This is a genomic window from Thermobacillus xylanilyticus, assembly GCF_907165215.1.
Lineage (GTDB): Bacteria > Bacillota > Bacilli > Paenibacillales > Paenibacillaceae > Thermobacillus > Thermobacillus xylanilyticus.
This window is the reverse complement of record NZ_CAJRAY010000068.1, coordinates 16,206-35,665: the sequence shown is the minus strand read 5'-3', so window position 1 is coordinate 35,665 and position 19,460 is coordinate 16,206. Positions and strand designations below refer to the sequence as shown.

At 61.5% G+C, this 19,460-nt stretch carries 15 protein-coding genes; all 15 read left to right on the top strand.

Annotation, left to right across the window (positions count from 1 at the left end; translation table 11 throughout):
• Positions 1-34: 34 nt before the first annotated feature.
• Positions 35-1,219, top strand: a complete 1,185-nt coding sequence (locus tag KJQ12_RS12875; protein WP_213485000.1) for an MFS transporter — start codon at positions 35-37, stop codon at positions 1,217-1,219.
• Between the two features lie 95 nt (positions 1,220-1,314).
• The gene (locus KJQ12_RS12870) at positions 1,315-2,739 is read left to right on the top strand and encodes a phenylacetate--CoA ligase family protein (protein ID WP_213484999.1); all 1,425 of its coding nucleotides are present in this window, start codon (positions 1,315-1,317) and stop codon (positions 2,737-2,739) included.
• A gap of 41 nt (positions 2,740-2,780) precedes the next feature.
• Positions 2,781-4,643 carry an asparagine synthetase B family protein gene (locus KJQ12_RS12865; protein ID WP_213484998.1) on the top strand — a complete coding sequence of 621 codons (1,863 nt, stop codon included), beginning with the start codon at positions 2,781-2,783 and terminating at the stop codon, positions 4,641-4,643.
• Positions 4,644-4,682: 39 nt separating this feature from the next.
• Complete coding sequence (locus tag KJQ12_RS12860; RefSeq protein ID WP_213484997.1) at positions 4,683-5,588, top strand: glutathione S-transferase C-terminal domain-containing protein; 906 nt, start codon at positions 4,683-4,685, stop codon at positions 5,586-5,588.
• A gap of 187 nt (positions 5,589-5,775) precedes the next feature.
• Positions 5,776-6,744, top strand: a complete 969-nt coding sequence (locus KJQ12_RS12855) for a hypothetical protein (RefSeq protein WP_244860602.1) — start codon at positions 5,776-5,778, stop codon at positions 6,742-6,744.
• Positions 6,745-6,832: 88 nt separating this feature from the next.
• Positions 6,833-8,134: a trigger factor gene (gene tig / locus KJQ12_RS12850; protein ID WP_213484996.1), complete on the top strand. Its 1,302-nt coding sequence runs from the start codon at positions 6,833-6,835 to the stop codon at positions 8,132-8,134.
• Between the two features lie 235 nt (positions 8,135-8,369).
• Positions 8,370-8,966, top strand: a complete 597-nt coding sequence (gene clpP, locus KJQ12_RS12845; RefSeq protein ID WP_213484995.1) for an ATP-dependent Clp endopeptidase proteolytic subunit ClpP — start codon at positions 8,370-8,372, stop codon at positions 8,964-8,966.
• Between the two features lie 25 nt (positions 8,967-8,991).
• Positions 8,992-10,248 (top strand): ATP-dependent protease ATP-binding subunit ClpX, encoded by a 1,257-nt coding sequence (clpX, locus tag KJQ12_RS12840; protein ID WP_213484994.1) that lies wholly within the window; start codon positions 8,992-8,994, stop codon positions 10,246-10,248.
• A gap of 90 nt (positions 10,249-10,338) precedes the next feature.
• Positions 10,339-11,451 carry a flavodoxin-dependent (E)-4-hydroxy-3-methylbut-2-enyl-diphosphate synthase gene (gene ispG / locus KJQ12_RS12835; protein ID WP_015255422.1) on the top strand — a complete coding sequence of 371 codons (1,113 nt, stop codon included), beginning with the start codon at positions 10,339-10,341 and terminating at the stop codon, positions 11,449-11,451.
• A 120-nt stretch (positions 11,452-11,571) separates the two neighbouring features.
• The gene (gene lonB, locus KJQ12_RS12830; RefSeq protein ID WP_015255421.1) at positions 11,572-13,278 is read left to right on the top strand and encodes an ATP-dependent protease LonB; all 1,707 of its coding nucleotides are present in this window, start codon (positions 11,572-11,574) and stop codon (positions 13,276-13,278) included.
• 78 nt (positions 13,279-13,356) lie between these two features.
• On the top strand, positions 13,357-15,747 hold the full coding sequence (gene lon, locus KJQ12_RS12825; protein WP_213484993.1) for an endopeptidase La: 2,391 nt from the start codon (positions 13,357-13,359) through the stop codon (positions 15,745-15,747).
• 46 nt (positions 15,748-15,793) lie between these two features.
• Positions 15,794-16,381: a ribosome biogenesis GTP-binding protein YihA/YsxC gene (gene yihA, locus KJQ12_RS12820; RefSeq protein WP_213484992.1), complete on the top strand. Its 588-nt coding sequence runs from the start codon at positions 15,794-15,796 to the stop codon at positions 16,379-16,381.
• A gap of 206 nt (positions 16,382-16,587) precedes the next feature.
• Positions 16,588-17,181, top strand: coding sequence for a non-ribosomal peptide synthetase module (locus KJQ12_RS12815; protein WP_213484991.1), 594 nt, complete (start codon positions 16,588-16,590; stop codon positions 17,179-17,181).
• Between the two features lie 337 nt (positions 17,182-17,518).
• On the top strand, positions 17,519-17,917 hold the full coding sequence (gene speD, locus KJQ12_RS12810) for an adenosylmethionine decarboxylase (RefSeq protein WP_015255417.1): 399 nt from the start codon (positions 17,519-17,521) through the stop codon (positions 17,915-17,917).
• 223 nt (positions 17,918-18,140) lie between these two features.
• The coding region (gene hemA, locus KJQ12_RS12805; RefSeq protein WP_213484990.1) for a glutamyl-tRNA reductase at positions 18,141-19,460 on the top strand (1,320 nt) is incomplete at its 3' end.

Genomic DNA, 19,460 nt, shown 5'->3' with positions numbered 1-19,460 from the left:
CGGCATCGTCCGCTTGCTTGATTGGAGGGTCGTTATGTCTGTCAAACGGAACATCTTTCTGCTTGCACTCACGATGTTTATCGTCGGCACGGACGGTTTTGTCGTCGCCGGCGTGCTGGGCGATATCGCCGAACAATCCGGCGTCTCCATCGAAGCGGCCGGGCAGCTCATCACCGTCTTCGCCCTTGCCTATGCGATCGCCAGCCCGATCATCGCGTCGGTATTCGGCCAGATGGACCGGAAATATTTCCTGATCCTGTCGCTGGCCGTCTTCTCGCTTGGCAATCTCATCGTGGCGCTGACGGCGGATTATTCGCTGCTCATGGCCGGGAGAATCATCTCCGCCCTCGGCGCGTCGGCCGTCACGCCGGCGGTCATCATGATCGCGGGCATGATCTCGCCGCCCGAACGCCGCGGAAGAGCCATTTCCTATGTGTTCAGCGGCCTTACGATCGCCACCATTCTGGGCGTTCCCTTCGGCACGTACTTGAGCCATGCGATGGACTATCAAAGTTTGTTCCTGTCCATCACCATCGGCGGGGCGGTGATGCTCGCGGTGTTGTCCGCCGCGCTCTCCCGTCTGCCGTCGCCGCCGAATGTTTCGCTGAGGCAGCGGCTTTCGGCGGTGCGGATGAAGGGCGCGCCTTCCACGCTGCTGGTCACGGTGGTCGTCTACCTGTCCGCGTTCACCGTCTACTCCTATGTTTCGGCCTATTACAACGGCAGAGGCATTACCGACGGCAATGAACTGACCTGGATTTTGCTCGCTTTCGGTTCGGGCGGAGCCATCGGCAATCTGCTGGGCGGCCGTCTGACGGACCGGTTCGGGCCGCGGACGACGAACATCGTGAGCCATCTCGGCCTTTGCGCCTCCTTCGTTCTCATTTCACTGGCAGCCGACACGCTGATCCGCGCCATTGTCCTGACGTTCATCTGGGGCGTATGCGGCTGGCTGCTCGCCCCGTCCCAGCAATACCGGCTGCTGGCGCTGGGCGGCGCGCGGGCGCAGATTCTGATCTCCTGGAACTCCTCCTGCATGTACCTCGGGATCGGCTTGTCCGGAATTGCCGGTGCGCTCGTCATTCAAACGCTGGGCACGTCCGCCTTGACCTGGGCGGGCGCCGCAGGAGCGTTGCTCGCGGTGCTGTTGACCGGAACGTTGTACGCACCCGCCAGGGAGGAAAACCGTCTGGCCGAAGGAGCGGAGAAAGCGGTTTGACTTGCGGCTTGAGCCGTTGTGCACGGGCTGCCCGGCTTGTGCTCTGACGGACGGCCTTACCATGCCAAAGACAAGCGACGGGAGGTTATGAACGGATGTATCGGGATGAAGCGACCCGGGAACAGGTGAACCGATTGATCGCACAGCAGCAGCGGCTGATCCGCGCCTGGCGGCAGCCGGATTTCGACCGTGACGCGCATTACGCCGAGCGTCTCGGCAAGACGGTCCGCTCGGCGCTTGAACTTGAGTCGTACCGGGAATTGCTCGGCAGCGAGGGGGCGGCGTCGGTTGACGCTCTGCTGTCGCGCGGGGCGGACTATCGCGAACTTCTGGCCGCCCTTCCGATCCTGGCGAAGCGGGAGTATCGGGCGATCAGCGGGGAGGCCAGCCGCAGCAGACGTCATCGAATGCTGAATTATTTCGAGACGTCCGGCACCACCGGCGAACCGCTGCCCGCGCCCAAAGGGCTGCACGATCTGGTTGTCAATACGGTCAACTTCGGCGAGCATTGGGCCGAGTTTCTGAGCGGCGGCGACACGGCGCTCATACTGATCAATACGCCGCAGGGCCCGGCCGCCTTCCAGTTCGAACATGCGCTCAATTATCTGGGAATTGCGACTTTCCGGACATGGGTGGATACGGTCCGCAACGATTACGGCCGCGTCATCCGCATTGCGGGATTCCTCCGTCCGACCGTCTTCGCCGGTCCGCCGTCCCAATTGATCAATCTCTATGAATACGCCGCCGCAAACGGACTTGAAGCGCCGGCCTTCCGGAAAGTGCTGCTGACGGGTGAACGCAGCAGCCCTGCCCTGAAACGGCGTTTGCGGCAGCTGACGGGCGGGGCGGTGTACGACGCATCATACGGGTCGTCGGAGACCGGAACGACGGCGGTGGCCGTATCGGAAGACGCGCTCAGGCTGCAGACGCACAGTTACATTTTCGAGATCGAGGAGAGAGACGGCCGGATTCGGTTTGTCACCGGTGACGGACTGGTCGAAGGCGAACTGATCGTAACGGCGCTGGAGAATGATCTCAGGCCGCTTATCCGGTACCGCACCGGAGATCTGGTGCGCATCGAACCCCGCGAAGAAGGGGTGCTGGACATCACGCCGCTCGGACGCCTCGGTCATGCGCTGGATTTGCCGGGGGTCGGCTTGGACCAGGACGAATTCGAGGAGCTCGTCTGGCCGGAGGACGGGGATAGCCGCATTTTCAACTATTTCATCGCCGTCTGCCCGGATAAGGTCTATTTCGTGTTTACCGGCGATTATGACAATGAGGCGCAGGCGGAGCGTCATTTGCGGCATCTCCGGGAGGCCATTCCGGGCGTGGCCTTCTGCATGGTGCCGAAACTGCCCGACATCGCCGGGCTTGGATCGACACTGGGCTGGAAAGCCGCCCGGGTGCACGATCTGCGGAAACCCGCCGATCCGTCGTATCCGGCCAATATTCGACAGGCGATGGAGCAGCTGCGCCAATTCATGGAAACGTTGCGCAGTCAGGAGGCGGCCGTCTGACGGCCGCCTGATGTTCACGGTGAAAAGGGAGGGGATTCGGCATGAGCGCCATTGTGGTGCTACGGGATGAAGAGCCGATCGATCAGGCGGAACAGGAACAATTCGTGCTGAAGGGACTGGAGGCCATGTCCGGCCGCGCGTCCGGCGAGATCCGGATCGTGCGCGGGGACCGGCATGCGGTATTGGGACAGAGCAAATCCCGGGCGCTGGCCGGAATCGGGTGGTCCGGCAGCGGCCTTGCGCGGCAGCAGGCCGGCGAAAACGCGGTCCTGTTGGCGGTGAGCGGCTTTATCGACAACGCGGATGAGATCGGCGGCAAACTCGGCATCGACCGGGACGCGTGCGAGGCGTCCGTCGCCCGCTTGCTGCTGGGCGCCTATCTGGCCAATGGCCCTTCGTTCGCGGAACAAGTCGGGGGGGCTTTCGCGATCGCCGTCTTTGACGGCCGAACGGGCGAACTGCATCTCGTGCGCGACAGGCTCGGCATCGAGCCGCTCTATTACTGGCATTCCGCCCGCTTCGGCCGGATCGCGGCGGCATCGGAGCCGAAGGCGATCCTGCAGGATCCGCGGTTCCCCCGCGTGTTCGACGAATCGGCGATTCTTGATCTGATGAATTCGACCTCCCGCATCCCCGGGACGACCGTGTACAAGTATCTGGCCGAGGTTCGTCCGGGCGAGATCGTGACGTTCAGGGATGGCCGCATCTGGCGCCGCCGGTACTGGACGCTGCCGGAGCGCGCCGGCGCTCCGGCCGGCGAGAAAGCCGCCGCCGAACAGATCGCGGCGCTGCTGGACGACGCGGTGCGGCGCCGGCTGCACGACGTCGGTCGCGCGCAGGCTTTTCTGCTGTCCGGTGGGCTGGACTCCAGCGTCATCTGCGCAGCGGCCCGGCACACTGCCGGCAAGGAAGCGGAACTTCAGACGTTCTCGTTCTCGTATGCCGGAGAGGACACGGATTTTCGCCCCGATGCGCTGCATCATTCGCTGGACGGTCCGTATGTGGAGATCATGCGGGACCATATCGGCTCCCGCCATGAGACGATCGTGATCGAGCCGGGCGATGTTCGCGCCGCCCTCGAAGATACGGTGCGGGCGCGGGACCTTCCCGGCGTCGGGGATCTGGACATTACGCTGCTGCATCTTTACCGGCGCATCCGCGAGACGGGCCGGGAGGAAGTGTTCTCAGGGGAAGGGGCGGACGATCTGTTCGGCGGGTTCCCGTGGATTGCGGCTGAAGCGCAGTCGCCCGGCCATACGTTTCCCTGGCTGAAAGGGACGGGGGCTGCGAACTTTCTGCATCCGGAGCTTAGGGCGCGCTGCGATCTGGACGAGCAGCTGAGGCAGCGCTGGAAGGCGGCGGAATCCGAAATGCCCGGCCTTCGCGACGAGGACCCGCTGCAACGGCATATGGATTACGTGTTCTACATGCAGTTGACCCGATTTCTGCCGTTCCTGCTGGATCGCGCCGACCGCATGAGCGCGGCGGCCGGCCTCAGGGTGCAGCTTCCCTTCCTGGATCACCGGCTGGTGGAATTTGCCTGGAACTTGCCTTACAATATCAAGCGTACGGGATCGGCGGAAAAAGGCATTTTGCGGAAGGCATACGAACACCGTCTTCCCTACGAGGTCGCCTGGCGGAAAAAAAGCGGATTCGCCGTCATGCGAAACCGACCGTTCACCTCGGCCGTTCTGCAATATTTGCGCGAGGCGGCAAACGATCAAAACAGCGTCCTGCCGCAGATTGCGGATATCGAATACTTGAGGACCTTCATGACGCGAAGCGAGTGGTCGGACGGGACGTTCGACGCGCCGCCGATTCTGCCGCGGCTCGTCATGCTGGACATGTGGACCAGGCTGTACGGCGTCAAATTTGAGAGCAGCCATGCGGTGCATGCGGGATGAAGCACGTGCGGGCGAACTGAAGCAAATGCGGGTGAGCTTATGAAGTACGGGAACTTCCGATATTTCCGGCCGCCGGACGATTACGACATCGGCATTCGCGGCGGTCCCATTCTGCCCGGCGCCATCGTGAATGACCCGGCGGTCAAGCAGCCGCTTGAGCCCCGGCCCGGACGATACGCCCTGCTCTATTCGCCGGTGACGCCGACGGGCCAGCGGCTGGCGCTGATTGCGGCGCTCGGTGGATTTCTGGATCTGATCGCGGTGCTCTCTCCCAACAACGGGCGGCTGATTCAGCGGAGCGGGGACGGTTCGGAAGAGCCGTCCCCGGCCTGGGCGCCGATGTCCGGGACGGAGGCGGCGGCGTTCGAATGGGGGACGCATGTCCGGCTGCCGGCCCTGGTCGATCTGGAAGCCGGGCGGATCATCAGCAACGATCCCTATCTGCTCCCGGTCAAGATCGTCTCCGATCTGGCGGAGTCGGCGAGCCGCAAGGAGGCGCTCGCCCTCCTGCAGGAAGAGGAAGCCCGGCTGGAATGGGAAGAGCGGATTTTCTACGACTTGCATTGCGGCGTCTACCGCGCCGGATTTGTGGCCCGTCAGGACGAATATGAACGGGAAGTTGAACGGGTTTACCGTTTCCTTGCGGATCTGGACCGGCATCTGACCGGGCGGCGCTGCCTGCTTGGCGATTTTCCGACGCTTGCGGATCTGTGGCTGTACACGTTGCTTGTCCGCTACGATCAGGTGTACGCGCCCGGCTTTCGGCTGCACAAGTACCGGATTCGGGACTTTGTCGAAGTGCACCGGTATTTGCGGGAGCTTCACGCCTTGCCGGCGTGCAGGGCGACGACGGATTTCGCGCTCATTTCCCGCGGATACTTTCTCGGCATTCCGGCGCTCAACCGGGGCATCGTGCCGATTGGACCGGACGACCATTTTCTGTAAAAACCATCAGGAGAGCATCGCGCTTCCCCTGGACAAACTCCCATGTTTCAGGCGAAATGTGGGAGTTTGTTTTCTGTTCCGGACGCTCGCGTGCTATACTGGGAACGATTCTTGTGAACCATCAACTGCGGTTCGCCTGCCGGACACCGGCCGGGGTTCGAATCAGGCGGCCGCCAGGAGCGATGATATGTCGACGCAATCACGCGATGCGGATGCCGGCAAGGGCAATGTCTACTTGCTTCCGGCCATGGTGAACGAATATCGCGGCCGGCTGACCCGGCTGCTCGAATCCGAACGGTTCGGCGAAGCCCACGCGCTGCTGCGCTTCCTGCTCGATTGCCGCGGCCAGGATGAGCATGCCTACGACGAATGGCGCCGGCTTATCGAGTGGCTGGAGTCGGTATATCCCGGACTTGAAAATCGGGAAAGCGAACCGGCGGGCGGCCCTTTTTCCATCGAAGACGGCGGGGCGGAGGAAGATCTGCCCGATGATGAGGCGGTGATGCGCGGACTGGCCCTTCAGCCTCGGGACGACGGCGGGGAGCAGGTCCGCCGGGTGCTCGAGGACTTGAAGCAGAGCCCGCGCCTGGAGCAGCGCCTGCTCGCATTGGAGAAAGCCGTCTACCTCGACGATCCGGATGTCGACCGGGAAATTCTGGACTGGCTCCGCAAGGAGCCGATGCACCCGTCGATGCAGTTTCGCGCCCTGCAGACGCTCCGGCGGCGCGGCGCCACCGGCCGGGTGCTGCTGGATCGCGCGGGAGAGCGCGTGGAGCTTGAGATCGAGCGGACGCCGCTCGGGATGGGCGACTATCCGCCCGCCGCGGGCGAGGTGCTGGAACGGGCGTGCCGGGCTTCCGAAGCGTTCGATCCGACGCTGCCAATTTTCGCACGCGAACTTTGGGAAGAAATTCTGCGGTCGCTCTACGGCACTTCCGATTACGAGTGGATGGCGGCCGGAAGCGAGGAGGCGATCGACTGCTGGGCCGCCGCGCTTCATCTCGCGGTGCAGGTTGCGGCTTACGGCCGGGCAGACGAAGCGGAGATCCGCGCGGCGTACGGCATTCCCGAATCGCTGCGCTTCAGGTTCGAACAGGCGTACAAAGCCGTCCGGCGGGCGGCTCCGCCGCTGACCGCAGGGCCCGGAGAACCTTGAAATATCCGGGAAGGTTGGCTATAATGGAGTGGTTTAGTATCGTGAAGAAACAGACGGATGCGTCAGTTGTGGAAGGGGAAGGCATAAGATGAAGGCAAGTTGGCAGACTCTGGAGAAGAACACGGGCGTGCTGAGCGTCGAAGTCGATGCGGAACAAGTAGCCGCGGCGCTGGACAAGGCGTTCAAGAAAGTCGTCCAGAAAGTAAACGTTCCCGGATTCCGGAAAGGCAAAGTGCCGCGGCAGATTTTCGAAGCGCGGTTCGGCGTCGAGAGCCTGTATCAGGATGCGGTCGACATCCTGCTGCCCGACGCTTACGCGGATGCGGTGAAGGAGACAGGCATCTTTCCGGTCGACGCCCCGGAAATTGACATCGAGCAATTCGGCAAGGGCAAGCCGTTCATCTTCAAGGCGAAGGTGACGGTCAAGCCGGAAGTCAAGCTCGGAGAATACAAAGGTCTCGAGCTTCCGGCAGCCGAAGCCGAGGTGACGGAAGAAGAAGTGCAGGCCGAACTGGAACGGCAGCAGCAGCGCCACGCCGAGCTGGTCGCCGTCGAAGACGGACAGGCGGAGAAAGGCGACATCGTCATCATCGACTTCGAAGGGTTCATCAACGGCGAGCCGTTCGAAGGCGGACGCGGCGAGCGCCATTCGCTCGAGCTCGGTTCCGGAACGTTCATCCCCGGATTCGAGGATCAGATCGTCGGCATGCACATCGGCGACTTCAAAGACGTCGAAGTGACGTTCCCCGAGGATTACCACGCGGAGGAACTGAAAGGCAAACCGGCGGTCTTCAAAGTGAAACTGCATGAGATCAAGCGGAAGAACCTGCCGGCGCTGGATGACGAATTTGCCAAAGACGTCAGCGAATTCGATACGCTGGAGGAATACAAACAGGATCTTGCGGCCAGACTGAAGGAACGGAAGCAGAAGGAAGCCGAGAACGCGCGCGAACTGGCCGCCATCGAGAAAGCTTCCGCGAATGCTGAAGTCGACATCCCGGAAGCGATGATCCGCTCGGAAATCGACTACATGCTGCGCGATTTCGAGAACCGCCTGCGGATGCAGGGCATGACGCTCGAGCTGTACTACCGCTTCTCCGGTCAGGATGAAGCGCAGCTCCGCGAGCAGATGAGGGGCGACGCCGAGAAGCGGGTGCGCAACAACCTGGTGCTCGAAGCCATCGCCAAGGCGGAGAACATCGAGGTTACGGAAGACGAACTGAACGAGGAGCTGGAGAAGCTGTCCGGCATGTATAACCGTCCGGCGGATGAGCTCCGCGAACTGTTCAGCCGGAACGGCAGCCTCGACAGCCTGAAGGAGGACCTCGTCCTGCGCAAGACGATCCGGTTCCTGATCGACAACAGCAAAACGGCGTCTTCGGTCGCGTAAAGACCGGGAACATCGACATGAGAGTAAGGCACGTACTTTTACAGGCACGTGCCTTATTTCTCCATCAAAGCCCGGGCCGGGAAGTGCACGCCTTGCCGCCCGGCGCATACATATAGGTTAACGATGGGCGGGAGCCCGGACGGCGGAGGCCCCGTCCGCTTTCGCCGAGTATGACATTGCGCTTCAGACATGGTACAATAGGAATCGAAGCCGATTACGAAAAGAGGTGGGTCGCATGAATCTGGTGCCTATCGTAGTGGAACAAAGCAGCCGCGGCGAGCGATCCTACGATATCTATTCCCGGCTCCTGAAGGACCGGATCATTTTCCTGGGCAGCCCGATCGACGACGATGTCGCCAATCTCGTCATCGCCCAGCTGCTCTTCCTTGCGGCCGAAGATCCCGAGAAGGATATTTATCTGTACATCAACTCCCCCGGCGGTTCGGTGACCGCGGGGCTCGGCATATATGACACGATGCAATACATCAAACCGGACGTCTCGACGATCTGCGTCGGCATGGCGGCCAGCATGGGTTCGCTGCTGCTCACGGCGGGCGCCAAGGGCAAGCGGTACGCGCTGCCGAACAGCGAAGTGATGATCCACCAGCCGCTCGGCGGCGTGCGCGGTCAGGCGGCGGACATCAAGATCCACGCCGACTGGATCCTGAAGACGAAGCACAAGCTGAATCAGATCTATGTGGAGCGCACCGGACAGCCCTACGAGAAGATCGAGCGCGACACGGACCGCGACTACTTCATGAGCGCGGAAGAGGCGCTCGCTTACGGATTGATCGACAAGGTCATCACACGGCCCGAAGCCGCAGGCGAGTGACGCATGACGAAGGGGAGATATCCGAATGTTCAAATTCAATGACGAAAAGGGCCAGCTCAAGTGCTCCTTCTGCGGCAAATCGCAGGATCAGGTGCGCAAACTGGTCGCCGGTCCAGGCGTCTATATATGCGATGAATGCATCGAGCTCTGCACGGAGATCGTGGAAGAGGAACTCGGATCCGAAGAGGAGCTCGATCTGAAGGATATTCCGAAGCCGAAGGAAATCCGGGCGATTCTGGACCAATACGTGATCGGTCAGGATCAGGCGAAGAAATCGCTGTCCGTGGCCGTCTACAACCATTACAAGCGGATCAATTCGCAGAACAAGCTGGAAGACGTCGAACTGCAGAAGAGCAACATTCTGCTCGTCGGTCCGACCGGTTCCGGCAAGACGCTGCTCGCCCAGACGATGGCGAAGATTCTGAACGTGCCGTTCGCGATCGCCGACGCCACTTCCCTGACGGAAGCGGGGTATGTCGGCGAGGACGTCGAGAACATCCTGCTCAAGCTGATCCAGGCTGCGGATTACGACGTGGAAAAGGCGGAGCGCGGCATCATCTACATCGACGAGATCGACAAGGTGGCGCGCAAATCGGAGAATCCGTCCATTACCCGCGACGTGTCGGGCGAAGGCGTGCAGCAGGCGCTGCTGAAGATTCTCGAGGGCACGGTCGCTTCGGTTCCGCCCCAAGGCGGACGCAAGCACCCGCACCAGGAGTTCATCCAGATCGACACGACGAACATTCTGTTCATCTGCGGCGGCGCCTTCGACGGACTGGAGCAGATCATCAAGCGCCGGATCGGCAAGAAGGTCATCGGCTTCACCGCCGGCGGCGAGAACACGAAGGAAATGAAGCCGGGCGAATATCTGAAGCTCGTGCAGCCGGAAGACCTGCTCAAGTTCGGGCTCATTCCGGAGTTTGTCGGCCGTCTGCCGGTCATCTCCGCGCTCGAGCCGCTTGACGAACAGGCGCTCATCCGCATTCTGTCCGAGCCGAAGAATGCGCTGGTGAAGCAATACCAGAAGCTGCTCGAGATGGACAACGTGAAGCTCGACTTCGAGCCGGCTGCGCTTGAAGCGATCGCGAAGGAAGCGATCAAGCGGAACACGGGCGCGCGGGGTCTCCGGGCGATCATCGAGGACATCATGCTCGATGTCATGTACGAAGTGCCGTCCCGCGACGATATCAGCAGCTGCATGATCACGGAACAAGTGGTCAAAGACAAGATCATGCCCGAGCTGACCACGAAGAAAGGCAAGAAGAAGGAAGAGAGCGCCTGACGCAAGGCGATGGCAAACGACCACCTCTGCCGCGGGGGAGCGTCCCCCGCGGCTTGGGTGGCATTTGACGTTCTATGGGGAGAGAAGGCCATGTACCATCGGAAAGACACCGTCCCGGTCCGGGTCGGCGGTCTTGTGATCGGCGGCAGCGACGAAGTGACGATTCAGAGCATGTGCACGACGAAGACGGCCGATGTCGAGGCGACCGTCGCCCAGATCCACCGCCTGGAAGAAGCGGGATGCCAGCTTGTGCGCGTCACCGTCAACAACCGGGAAGCGGCGGAAGCGATCAAGGAGATCAAGAAACGGATTCATATCCCGCTCGTTGCGGATATTCATTTCGACTACCGGCTGGCGCTGGCCGCGATCGAGAACGGCATCGACAAGGTGCGGATCAACCCCGGCAACATCGGCCGCCGGGAGAAGGTGGAGGCCGTCGTCAAAGCGTGCAAGGAGCGGGGCATTCCGATCCGGATCGGCGTCAACGCGGGATCGCTCGAGCAGCATCTGCTGGAGAAATACGGCTATCCGACGCCGGAGGCGATGGTCGAGAGCGCGCTCTACCATATCGGTATTCTGGAGGAGCTTGATTTCCGCGACATCATCGTCTCCCTGAAGGCGTCCGACGTGCCGATGGCCATCGCCGCATACAAGATGGCGGCCGAGAAGATCCGCTATCCGCTTCACCTCGGCATTACGGAAGCCGGTACGCTGTTCTCCGGCACGGTCAAAAGTTCGGCCGGCATCGGAGCGCTGCTCGCAATGGGCATCGGCAACACGGTGCGCATCAGTCTGAGCGCCGATCCGGTGGAAGAGGTGAAGGTCGCCCGCGAGCTGCTGAAGGCGTTCGGCCTGATCTCGAACGCGGCGACGCTCGTCTCCTGCCCGACCTGCGGCCGGCTCGACATCGATCTGTTCTCGATCGTGAACGAAGTGGAGGACTATATCGCCAACATCAAAGTGCCGATCAAAGTATCGGTGCTCGGCTGTGCGGTCAACGGTCCGGGGGAAGCCCGGGAAGCCGACATCGGCATTGCCGGCGCCCGCGGCGAAGGGATGCTGTTCCGCTACGGCGAGATGATCCGGAAGGTGCCCGAAGCGGAGCTGCTGAACGAATTGAAGAAAGAAATCGACGAGATCGTGCGCGTCTACAACGAGACGGGCGAAATTCCGGGACGCAAACGGCACGCTGCCAAAATTTAACCTCCCGTATCATGTCCGGCAAACAGGCAATACTTACAAGTATTGATCCTGATTGCCGGATTTTTGTGTCCGGCGGTTCGGACAAGATCCGGACCGCCGCAAACGGGAGGAGCGAATCGCATGAATCTGAGTGTCGTGTTGCTGCTGATCCAGGTGTTTTTCGCCGTGGTGATCGGGCTGTATTTCTGGAATCTGCTGCGGACGCAGCGGACGAACCGGACGGCCGTCGACAAGGAATCGCGCAAGGAGATGGAGAAGCTGCGCCGGCTCCGTTCGATCTCGCTGACGAAGCCGCTCGCCGAGAAGACGCGGCCGCAGACGATGGACGACATTGTCGGGCAGCATGAAGGGCTGCGCGCGCTGAAGGCGGCGCTCTGCAGCTCCAATCCGCAGCATGTCATCATCTACGGCCCGCCGGGCGTCGGGAAGACGGCGGCCGCCCGCGTCGTGCTCGAGGAAGCGAAGAAAAACCCGGCTTCGCCGTTCCGCCATGACGCGAAGTTTCTCGAGATCGACGCGACGACGGCGCGCTTCGACGAGCGCGGCATTGCCGACCCGCTGATCGGCTCGGTGCACGACCCGATCTATCAGGGCGCGGGGGCGATGGGCGTCGCCGGCATTCCGCAGCCGAAGCCCGGCGCCGTCACGAAGGCGCACGGCGGCGTGCTGTTCATCGACGAGATCGGGGAGCTGCATCCGATCCAGATGAACAAGCTGCTCAAGGTGCTCGAAGACCGGAAAGTGTTCCTCGAGAGCGCCTATTACCATTCGGAAGACCCGAACATCCCGCAGTACATTCACGACATCTTCCAGAACGGGCTTCCCGCCGACTTCCGGCTCGTCGGCGCGACGACGCGGTCGCCGCAGGAGATTGCGCCCGCGCTCAGGTCCCGGTGCATGGAGATCTATTTCCGGCCGCTGCTTCCGGATGAGATTGCGGAGATCGCCGAAGGCGCCATGCGCAAGATCGGCATGCCGTACCATCCCGACGCGGTGCAAGCCGTCACGAAATACGCGACGAACGGCCGCGAGGCGGTCAACATGGTGCAGCTTGCGGCCGGACTGGCAATGTCCGAACGCCGCGAACGGATCGAGGCGGCCGACATCGAATGGGTGGCGAATTCCAGCCAGATTCCGCCGCGTCCCGAACGGAAAGTGCCGGCGGAACCGCAGGTCGGCTATGTGAACGGACTGGCGGTCTACGGTCCGAACATGGGGACGCTGCTCGAGATCGAGGTCAGCGCCATCCCGGTTCGCTCGGGCAAAGGCTCGTTCACGATCACCGGCGTCGTCGACGAGGAAGAACTGGGAGGAGGCTCGCGCACGCTGCGCCGCAAGAGCATGGCGAAGGGATCGGTCGAGAACGTGCTCACGGTGCTGCGGCGCTTCGGGTTCCAACCGCAGCGTTTCGACCTGCACATCAACTTCCCGGGCGGCACGCCGATCGACGGTCCGTCGGCGGGCATTGCGATGATGACCGCGATCGCGTCGGCCATCACGGGCCGTCCCGTCGACAACAAGCTGGCGATGACCGGCGAGATCGGCATCCACGGCAACGTGAAACCGGTCGGCGGCGTGCTGGCCAAAGTGGAGGCTGCGTTCCAGGCGGGCGCCCGGACGGTCGTCATCCCGAAGGACAACTGGCAGGACTTCTATTCGCGGTTCGACGGGCTGAACGTCGTGCCGGTCGGACACGTCGAAGAAGTGTTGAAGATCGCGTTTCCCGATCTTGAACTGCGCCGTCTCGACATCGAATCCGCCGCGCCGGCCGAGCGCTTCGCCGTGCCGGAGGTGTCGTATTTGCAGGCCGATTCGGCGGAATGCTAAAATAGAATTTATACCGCCGGACGGCCGCGCTGCATGAACCGGCCGGCGAACTGTGCAATCGATCAGGGAGGTGCTGGCGTGGTACCGGGCAAATGGAAAGGACGGCGCCTGCCCTTGCTGCCGCTCAGAGGACTGCTCGTCTATCCGAGCATGGTGCTTCATCTCGATGTCGGCAGGGAAAAGTCGGTGCGGGCGCTGGAACGCTGCATGGTCGGCGACAACACGATCCTGCTCTGTTCCCAATCGGAGTCGGGCATCGAGGAACCGACGCAGGACGATATTTACCGTGTCGGCACCATTGCGCGGGTGCGGCAGATGCTCAAGCTGCCGAACGGCACGATCCGCGTGCTGGTGGAAGGCTTGACGCGCGCCGAGATTACGGAGTACGTCCCGAACGACGAATTCTATGAAGTCATGGTCAAGGAACTGCCCGAGCGGGATGCGGCCGATCCCGAGATCGACGCGCTCATGCGCACGGTGCTGGGTCAGTTCGAACACTATATCAATCTGTCGAAGAAAGTGACGCCGGAGACGATGGCTGCAGTCAGCGACATCGAAGAGCCGGGCCGGCTCGCGGACGTCATCGCCAGCCATCTGTCACTCAAGATCAAGGACAAACAGGACATCCTCGAGACGATCGACGTTCGCGAACGGCTCGAGAAAATTCTCGATCTGCTGAACAACGAGCGCGAAGTGCTGGAACTCGAGCGGAAGATCAGCCAGCGCGTCAAGAAGCAGATGGAGAAGACGCAGAAGGAATATTACCTGCGCGAGCAGATGAAGGCGATCCAGAAGGAGCTCGGAGACAAGGAAGGCCGGGCGGGCGAAGTCGAGGAGCTGCGCGCCCAGTTGGAAGCGGCCGACGTGCCGGACAACGTGCGCGAGCGGATATCGAAGGAGATCGACCGGCTCGAACGAATGCCGACGTCGTCCGCCGAAGCAGGCGTCATCCGCAACTACATCGACTGGCTGCTCGCGCTGCCGTGGCGCAAACGTACCGAGGATGATCTGGACATCGCCAAGGCCGAGGCGGTGTTGAACGAGGACCATTACGGCCTGGAGAAGCCGAAGGAGCGCGTGCTCGAATATCTCGCCGTGCAGAAGCTGGTCAACCGGCTCAAAGGCCCGATCCTCTGCCTCGTCGGACCGCCGGGCGTCGGCAAGACGTCGATCGCCAGATCCATCGCAAGATCGCTCGGCCGCCAGTTCGTGCGCATTTCGCTCGGCGGCGTGCGGGACGAAGCGGAAATCCGCGGCCATCGCAGAACTTATGTCGGCGCAATGCCGGGACGCATCATCCAGGGAATGAAAACGGCGGGAACGGCCAATCCGGTCTTCCTGCTGGACGAAATCGACAAGATGGCGATGGACTTCCGGGGCGATCCGGCCGCTGCGCTGCTGGAAGTGCTGGATCCGGAGCAGAACAGCACGTTCAGCGACCATTACATCGAGCTGCCGTTCGATCTGTCGAGCGTCATGTTCGTGACGACGGCGAACGCGGTGCACAACATTCCGCGCCCGCTGCTTGACCGGATGGAAGTGCTGTACATTCCGGGCTACACCGAACTGGAGAAGCGGGAGATCGCGGAGCGCTACCTGCTGCCGAAGCAGAAGCGGGATCACGGGCTGAAGGAAGAACAGCTCGCCGTCGAGCCGGATGCGCTGCAGGCGCTCATCCGGGAGTATACGCGCGAGTCGGGCGTGCGCGGTCTCGAGCAGCAGATCGCTGCGCTCTGCCGGAAGGCGGCGAAGGAGATCGTCACCGAACCGGACCGCGGCACGATCGTCGTCGACCGGCAGCGGGTCGAGGAATGGCTCGGACCGGCCAAGTACCGGTACGGACTCGCCGAGCAGGAGGATCAGGTCGGCGCCGCGACGGGCCTCGCCTGGACGGAAGTCGGCGGGGACACGCTGGTGATCGAGGTGACCGTCATGCCCGGCAGCGGGAAGCTGACGCTCACCGGCAAGCTGGGCGACGTCATGAAAGAATCGGCGCAGGCCGCCTTCAGCTATACGCGTTCCAAGGCGGTCGAATTCGGCATCGAGCCGGATTTCCATGAGAAAAATGACATCCACATCCACGTGCCGGAAGGCGCGATTCCGAAAGACGGCCCTTCCGCCGGCATCACGATGGCGACCGCGCTCATCTCCGCGCTGACGGGCCGCGCCGTCTCGAAGGAAGTCGCCATGACCGGAGAAATCACGCTCCGCGGCCGGGTGCTGCCGATCGGCGGGCTCAAGGAGAAATCGCTCGCCGCCCACCGCGCCGGCATCCGGAAAGTGCTCGTTCCGAAAGACAACGCCCGCGATCTGCAGGAAGTGCCGGAGAGCATCCGCGAAGAGCTCGAGTTCGTCATGGTCTCGCATATGGATGAAGTGTTGGCGCACGCCCTGGTCGGCGGACTGCCGCCCGTCCATGTGCTGGAGTCCGGCGCCGGCGGAGAGGAAGCACGGATCGACATCCACTGACCCTCCGAGGGGAAATCGTGAGGAAGCGGGAGAACGGACAGGAGCCATGAAGATCGTCAGTACCGAATTCGTCATCGGCGCGGTGCGCCATGAACAACTGCCGGAAGACGGCCTGCCGGAGATTGCGCTGGCGGGCCGCTCCAACGTCGGCAAGTCGTCGCTCATCAACCGGATGATCGAGCGGAAAAATCTGGCCAGAACGAGCTCGCAGCCCGGCAAGACGCAGCAGCTGAACTTCTACCGGGTGAACGGCAGCATGTACTTCGTCGATTTTCCGGGCTACGGCTATGCGAAGGTCTCGAAGGCGCAGCGGGCGAAATGGGGGCGGTTCATCGAATCGTACATCCGCGAGCGGAAGCAGCTCAAGCTGCAGCTGCTTATCGTCGACCTCAGGCACCCGCCCACGGAAGACGACCGGCTCATGTACGACTGGCTGCGCCATTTCGGCATTCCGACCTGCGTCGTCGCGACGAAGGCGGACAAAGTGCCCCGCACGAGGCGGGAGCGGCATCTGCGCGTCGTCCGCGAGACGCTCGGGATGACGCCCGATGTTCCGCTTGTCATGTTCTCCTCGGAGACGGGCGAGGGGCGGGAAGAGCTGTGGAACATCGTGCGGCAGGCAATTGCCGGATAAGGCCGCAAGCCTTGTAACTTGCGGTACAATTTAAAGGATACCGGGTAAAAATTCGGCCATCCCGCGGTATTCGCCGGAATTTCTCGGGAAAATGCGCGATTATCGGGGCTGGAGCGGGAGGCGCTCATTCGGAAGATCGCGTATAATGGAATCAGGCAGAAAGCCGCGATTTGCGGCGCAAGCTTAAGAATTGAGGAGATTTTCATATGGCGAAACGGCTGGCCACAGAGTATGTGAACGCCCGACTGCAGCTTTCGGCTGACGATTTGGACCGGTTCGTTCGATTTGTGGGAGGCCAGAACATCCGCATCAGGGTGCGGGTGGTCGGCTGCGGCAACCAGGAGATGGCGCTGGTTGACGAGACGAACGGAGAAGAAGTCAGCATGACGTTCGAACAGCGCGATGATCGGTTTGTCTGTGAGCTGTCCTGCCGGTTAGTCCATCCGAAGTTGACCAATGCCTTGCGCAGAGCCGTCTCGGCTTTCCGCGGCGATGCCGTTGTCAATCGCATTTATTCCGGTTTTACGATGACGTATTATTACAAACGGGGCGCCGTCCACAAGATTGTCGAACATACGGCGGACGGCGTGCGGGTCGTATTTGAGCGGCGGGATACGGTCGGCGAGCTGGAGTCGCTGTACGTAAGCCGCCAGGTGGAACGGGAGATCGAGCGCATCCAGGACGCAATCGACGAGCTGCTCGATCTGCGCAATCAATGCACCTCGCCGAGCGAGAAGCAAGCCGTTGACGAACGGCTGCGGCAATACACGAAGCAGCTGTTCATCCTCGAAGCGGAATAATCGGTATGATTGGCCGCCGGTTTTCGAACCGGCGGCTTTTCTTTTGACAAGTCTTTCCCTGCAAACCGGACGCGCCGCCATGAAAACGGCGCATGCCATTGCCTGGCGAGAGGCCTTGTCCGGCGCGGGATCCGGACGATTTTCGCTGCCTGAAAAAAAGTGTTGCATTTCTCGCCTGAAGATGTTATTTTTATCTTCGTTGAATTCAATATAGGAACCAGGATTCACTCAGGACATGTAATGTTGCGAGAGAATGATTCCCTCGAGTAGTGAATGACGTAGGTCCTAGCGGATGAAATTTGCTTCACATTTTATTCCTAGGAAGGGGGAACCGAAAGTGGAGTACTCAACTTTCGGAAGACACGTGGCAGTCGACGCCTGGGGCGTAGATTTCGAACTGCTCAACAACGCCGAGTTCCTGCAAGCCCAACTGGTGGAAGCCGCAGAAACCTGCGGTGCTACGGTTCTCTCGGTACAATCGAAACAATTTGAACCGCAAGGCGCGACGGTGCTCGTCCTGCTTTCGGAAAGCCACCTCTCGATTCATACGTATCCTGAGAAAGGATTCGCGGCACTGGACTGCTATACCTGCGGCGAGACGGTCGACCCCCAGCTGGCGATTGACTATCTCCTTTCCGTATTGAAGCCGCGCACGGTCCATGCGAAGAAGCTCATTCGCGGCATCGGCGAGCTTCGGGTGGAAGAACCCGAACTGAAGCCGTTCGCGCTGGTGTGAACCGAACAATGAAGGAACGAACAGCCATGGATGATTCCGTGGCTGTTTTTGCATGTTTCGAATATCCGGTTCCAGTTGCGTCCACAATATAGAAGTGCGGCGAGCTTTCATATATTTTTCATTTTTGTCCGGGTACACGCTGCCGAACTATGCTATACTATTTCAAAGCTGAATTCTTGGCGGGCCCGGGAGCGGTACGGCCCGGTCTGGAGTGGTGACGCGGATGCACATCATTGTCGTGGGATTGAATTATCGGACGGCGCCTGTCGAAGTGCGGGAACGGTTCGCTTTCGCCGAGCAGGAACTTCCGAAGGCGATCGAAATGATGAAACAGACGCCGAGCATCATGGAATGCGTCATTGTCGCCACGTGCAATCGAACGGAACTTTATGCCGTTGTCGACCGCCATGTGCTGTGCGGTCATTACATCCGGCATTTCATGGAACAGTGGTTCGGCATGCCGCGCCAGACGTTCACGAAGTATCTCTACATGTATGAAGACGAAGCGGCAATCCGGCATCTGTTCCGCGTGGCCTGCGGCCTCGATTCGATGATCATCGGCGAGACGCAGATTCTCGGTCAGGTGAGGGACGCGTTTCTGCTCGCCCAGCGGGAGCGCGCGACGGGGACGCTGTTCAACATGCTGTTCAAGCAGGCGGTTACGCTCGGCAAAAGAGCCCACACGGAGACGTCGATCGGGGAGTCCGCCGTGTCCGTCAGCTATGCGGCGGTGGAGCTCGGGAAACGGATTTTCGGCGGCTTCGGCGGCAAGACGGCCCTGATTGTCGGAGCGGGCAAAATGGGCGAGCTGACCGCGAAACATCTGAACGCTTCCGGTATCAAGCGGGTGCTGGTCGCCAACCGGACCTACGAGCGGGCGGCCGAGTTCGCTGGTCGGCTCGGCGGCGAGCCGATGAGGCTTGAGGAAGCGGCTTCGCGGCTGGCCGAAGCGGACGTGGTCATCAGTTCGACCGGATCGCGGGAATACGTGCTGACGAAGGCCCAGGTGGAACAGGCGATGCGGTCCCGGCCGTCCCGCCCGCTCTTCCTGATCGATATCGCCGTGCCGCGGGATCTCGATCCGGCCATCGCCGACATTCCGAACGTCTTTCTGTACGACATCGATGATCTCGAAGGGATCGTGGAATCGAATCTGGAACAGCGGCGGAAGGAAGCGGCCAAGATCGAGACGATGATCGCGGCGGAACTGGAGGCTTTCCTGTCCTGGTACAGGACGCTCGGTGTCGTGCCGCTCATCCGCGCCTTGCAGGAGAAAGCGGAGAAGATCCACACGGAGACGATGCAAAGCCTGACGAACAAGCTGCCGGATCTGACCGACCACGAGCGCAAGGTGATCCGGAAGCTGACGAAGAGCATCGTCAACCAGATGATGCACGACCCGATTCTCCGCATCAAGGAGATGGCCGGAGACAAAAAGGCCGGCGAAGCGATGGATTGGTTCGTCAGATTGTTTGCGCTCGAAGATGCGATCGGGCAGCAGGAAACGGGGCCGGATGCGAAGACCGCCGATGCGCGCCCGGAC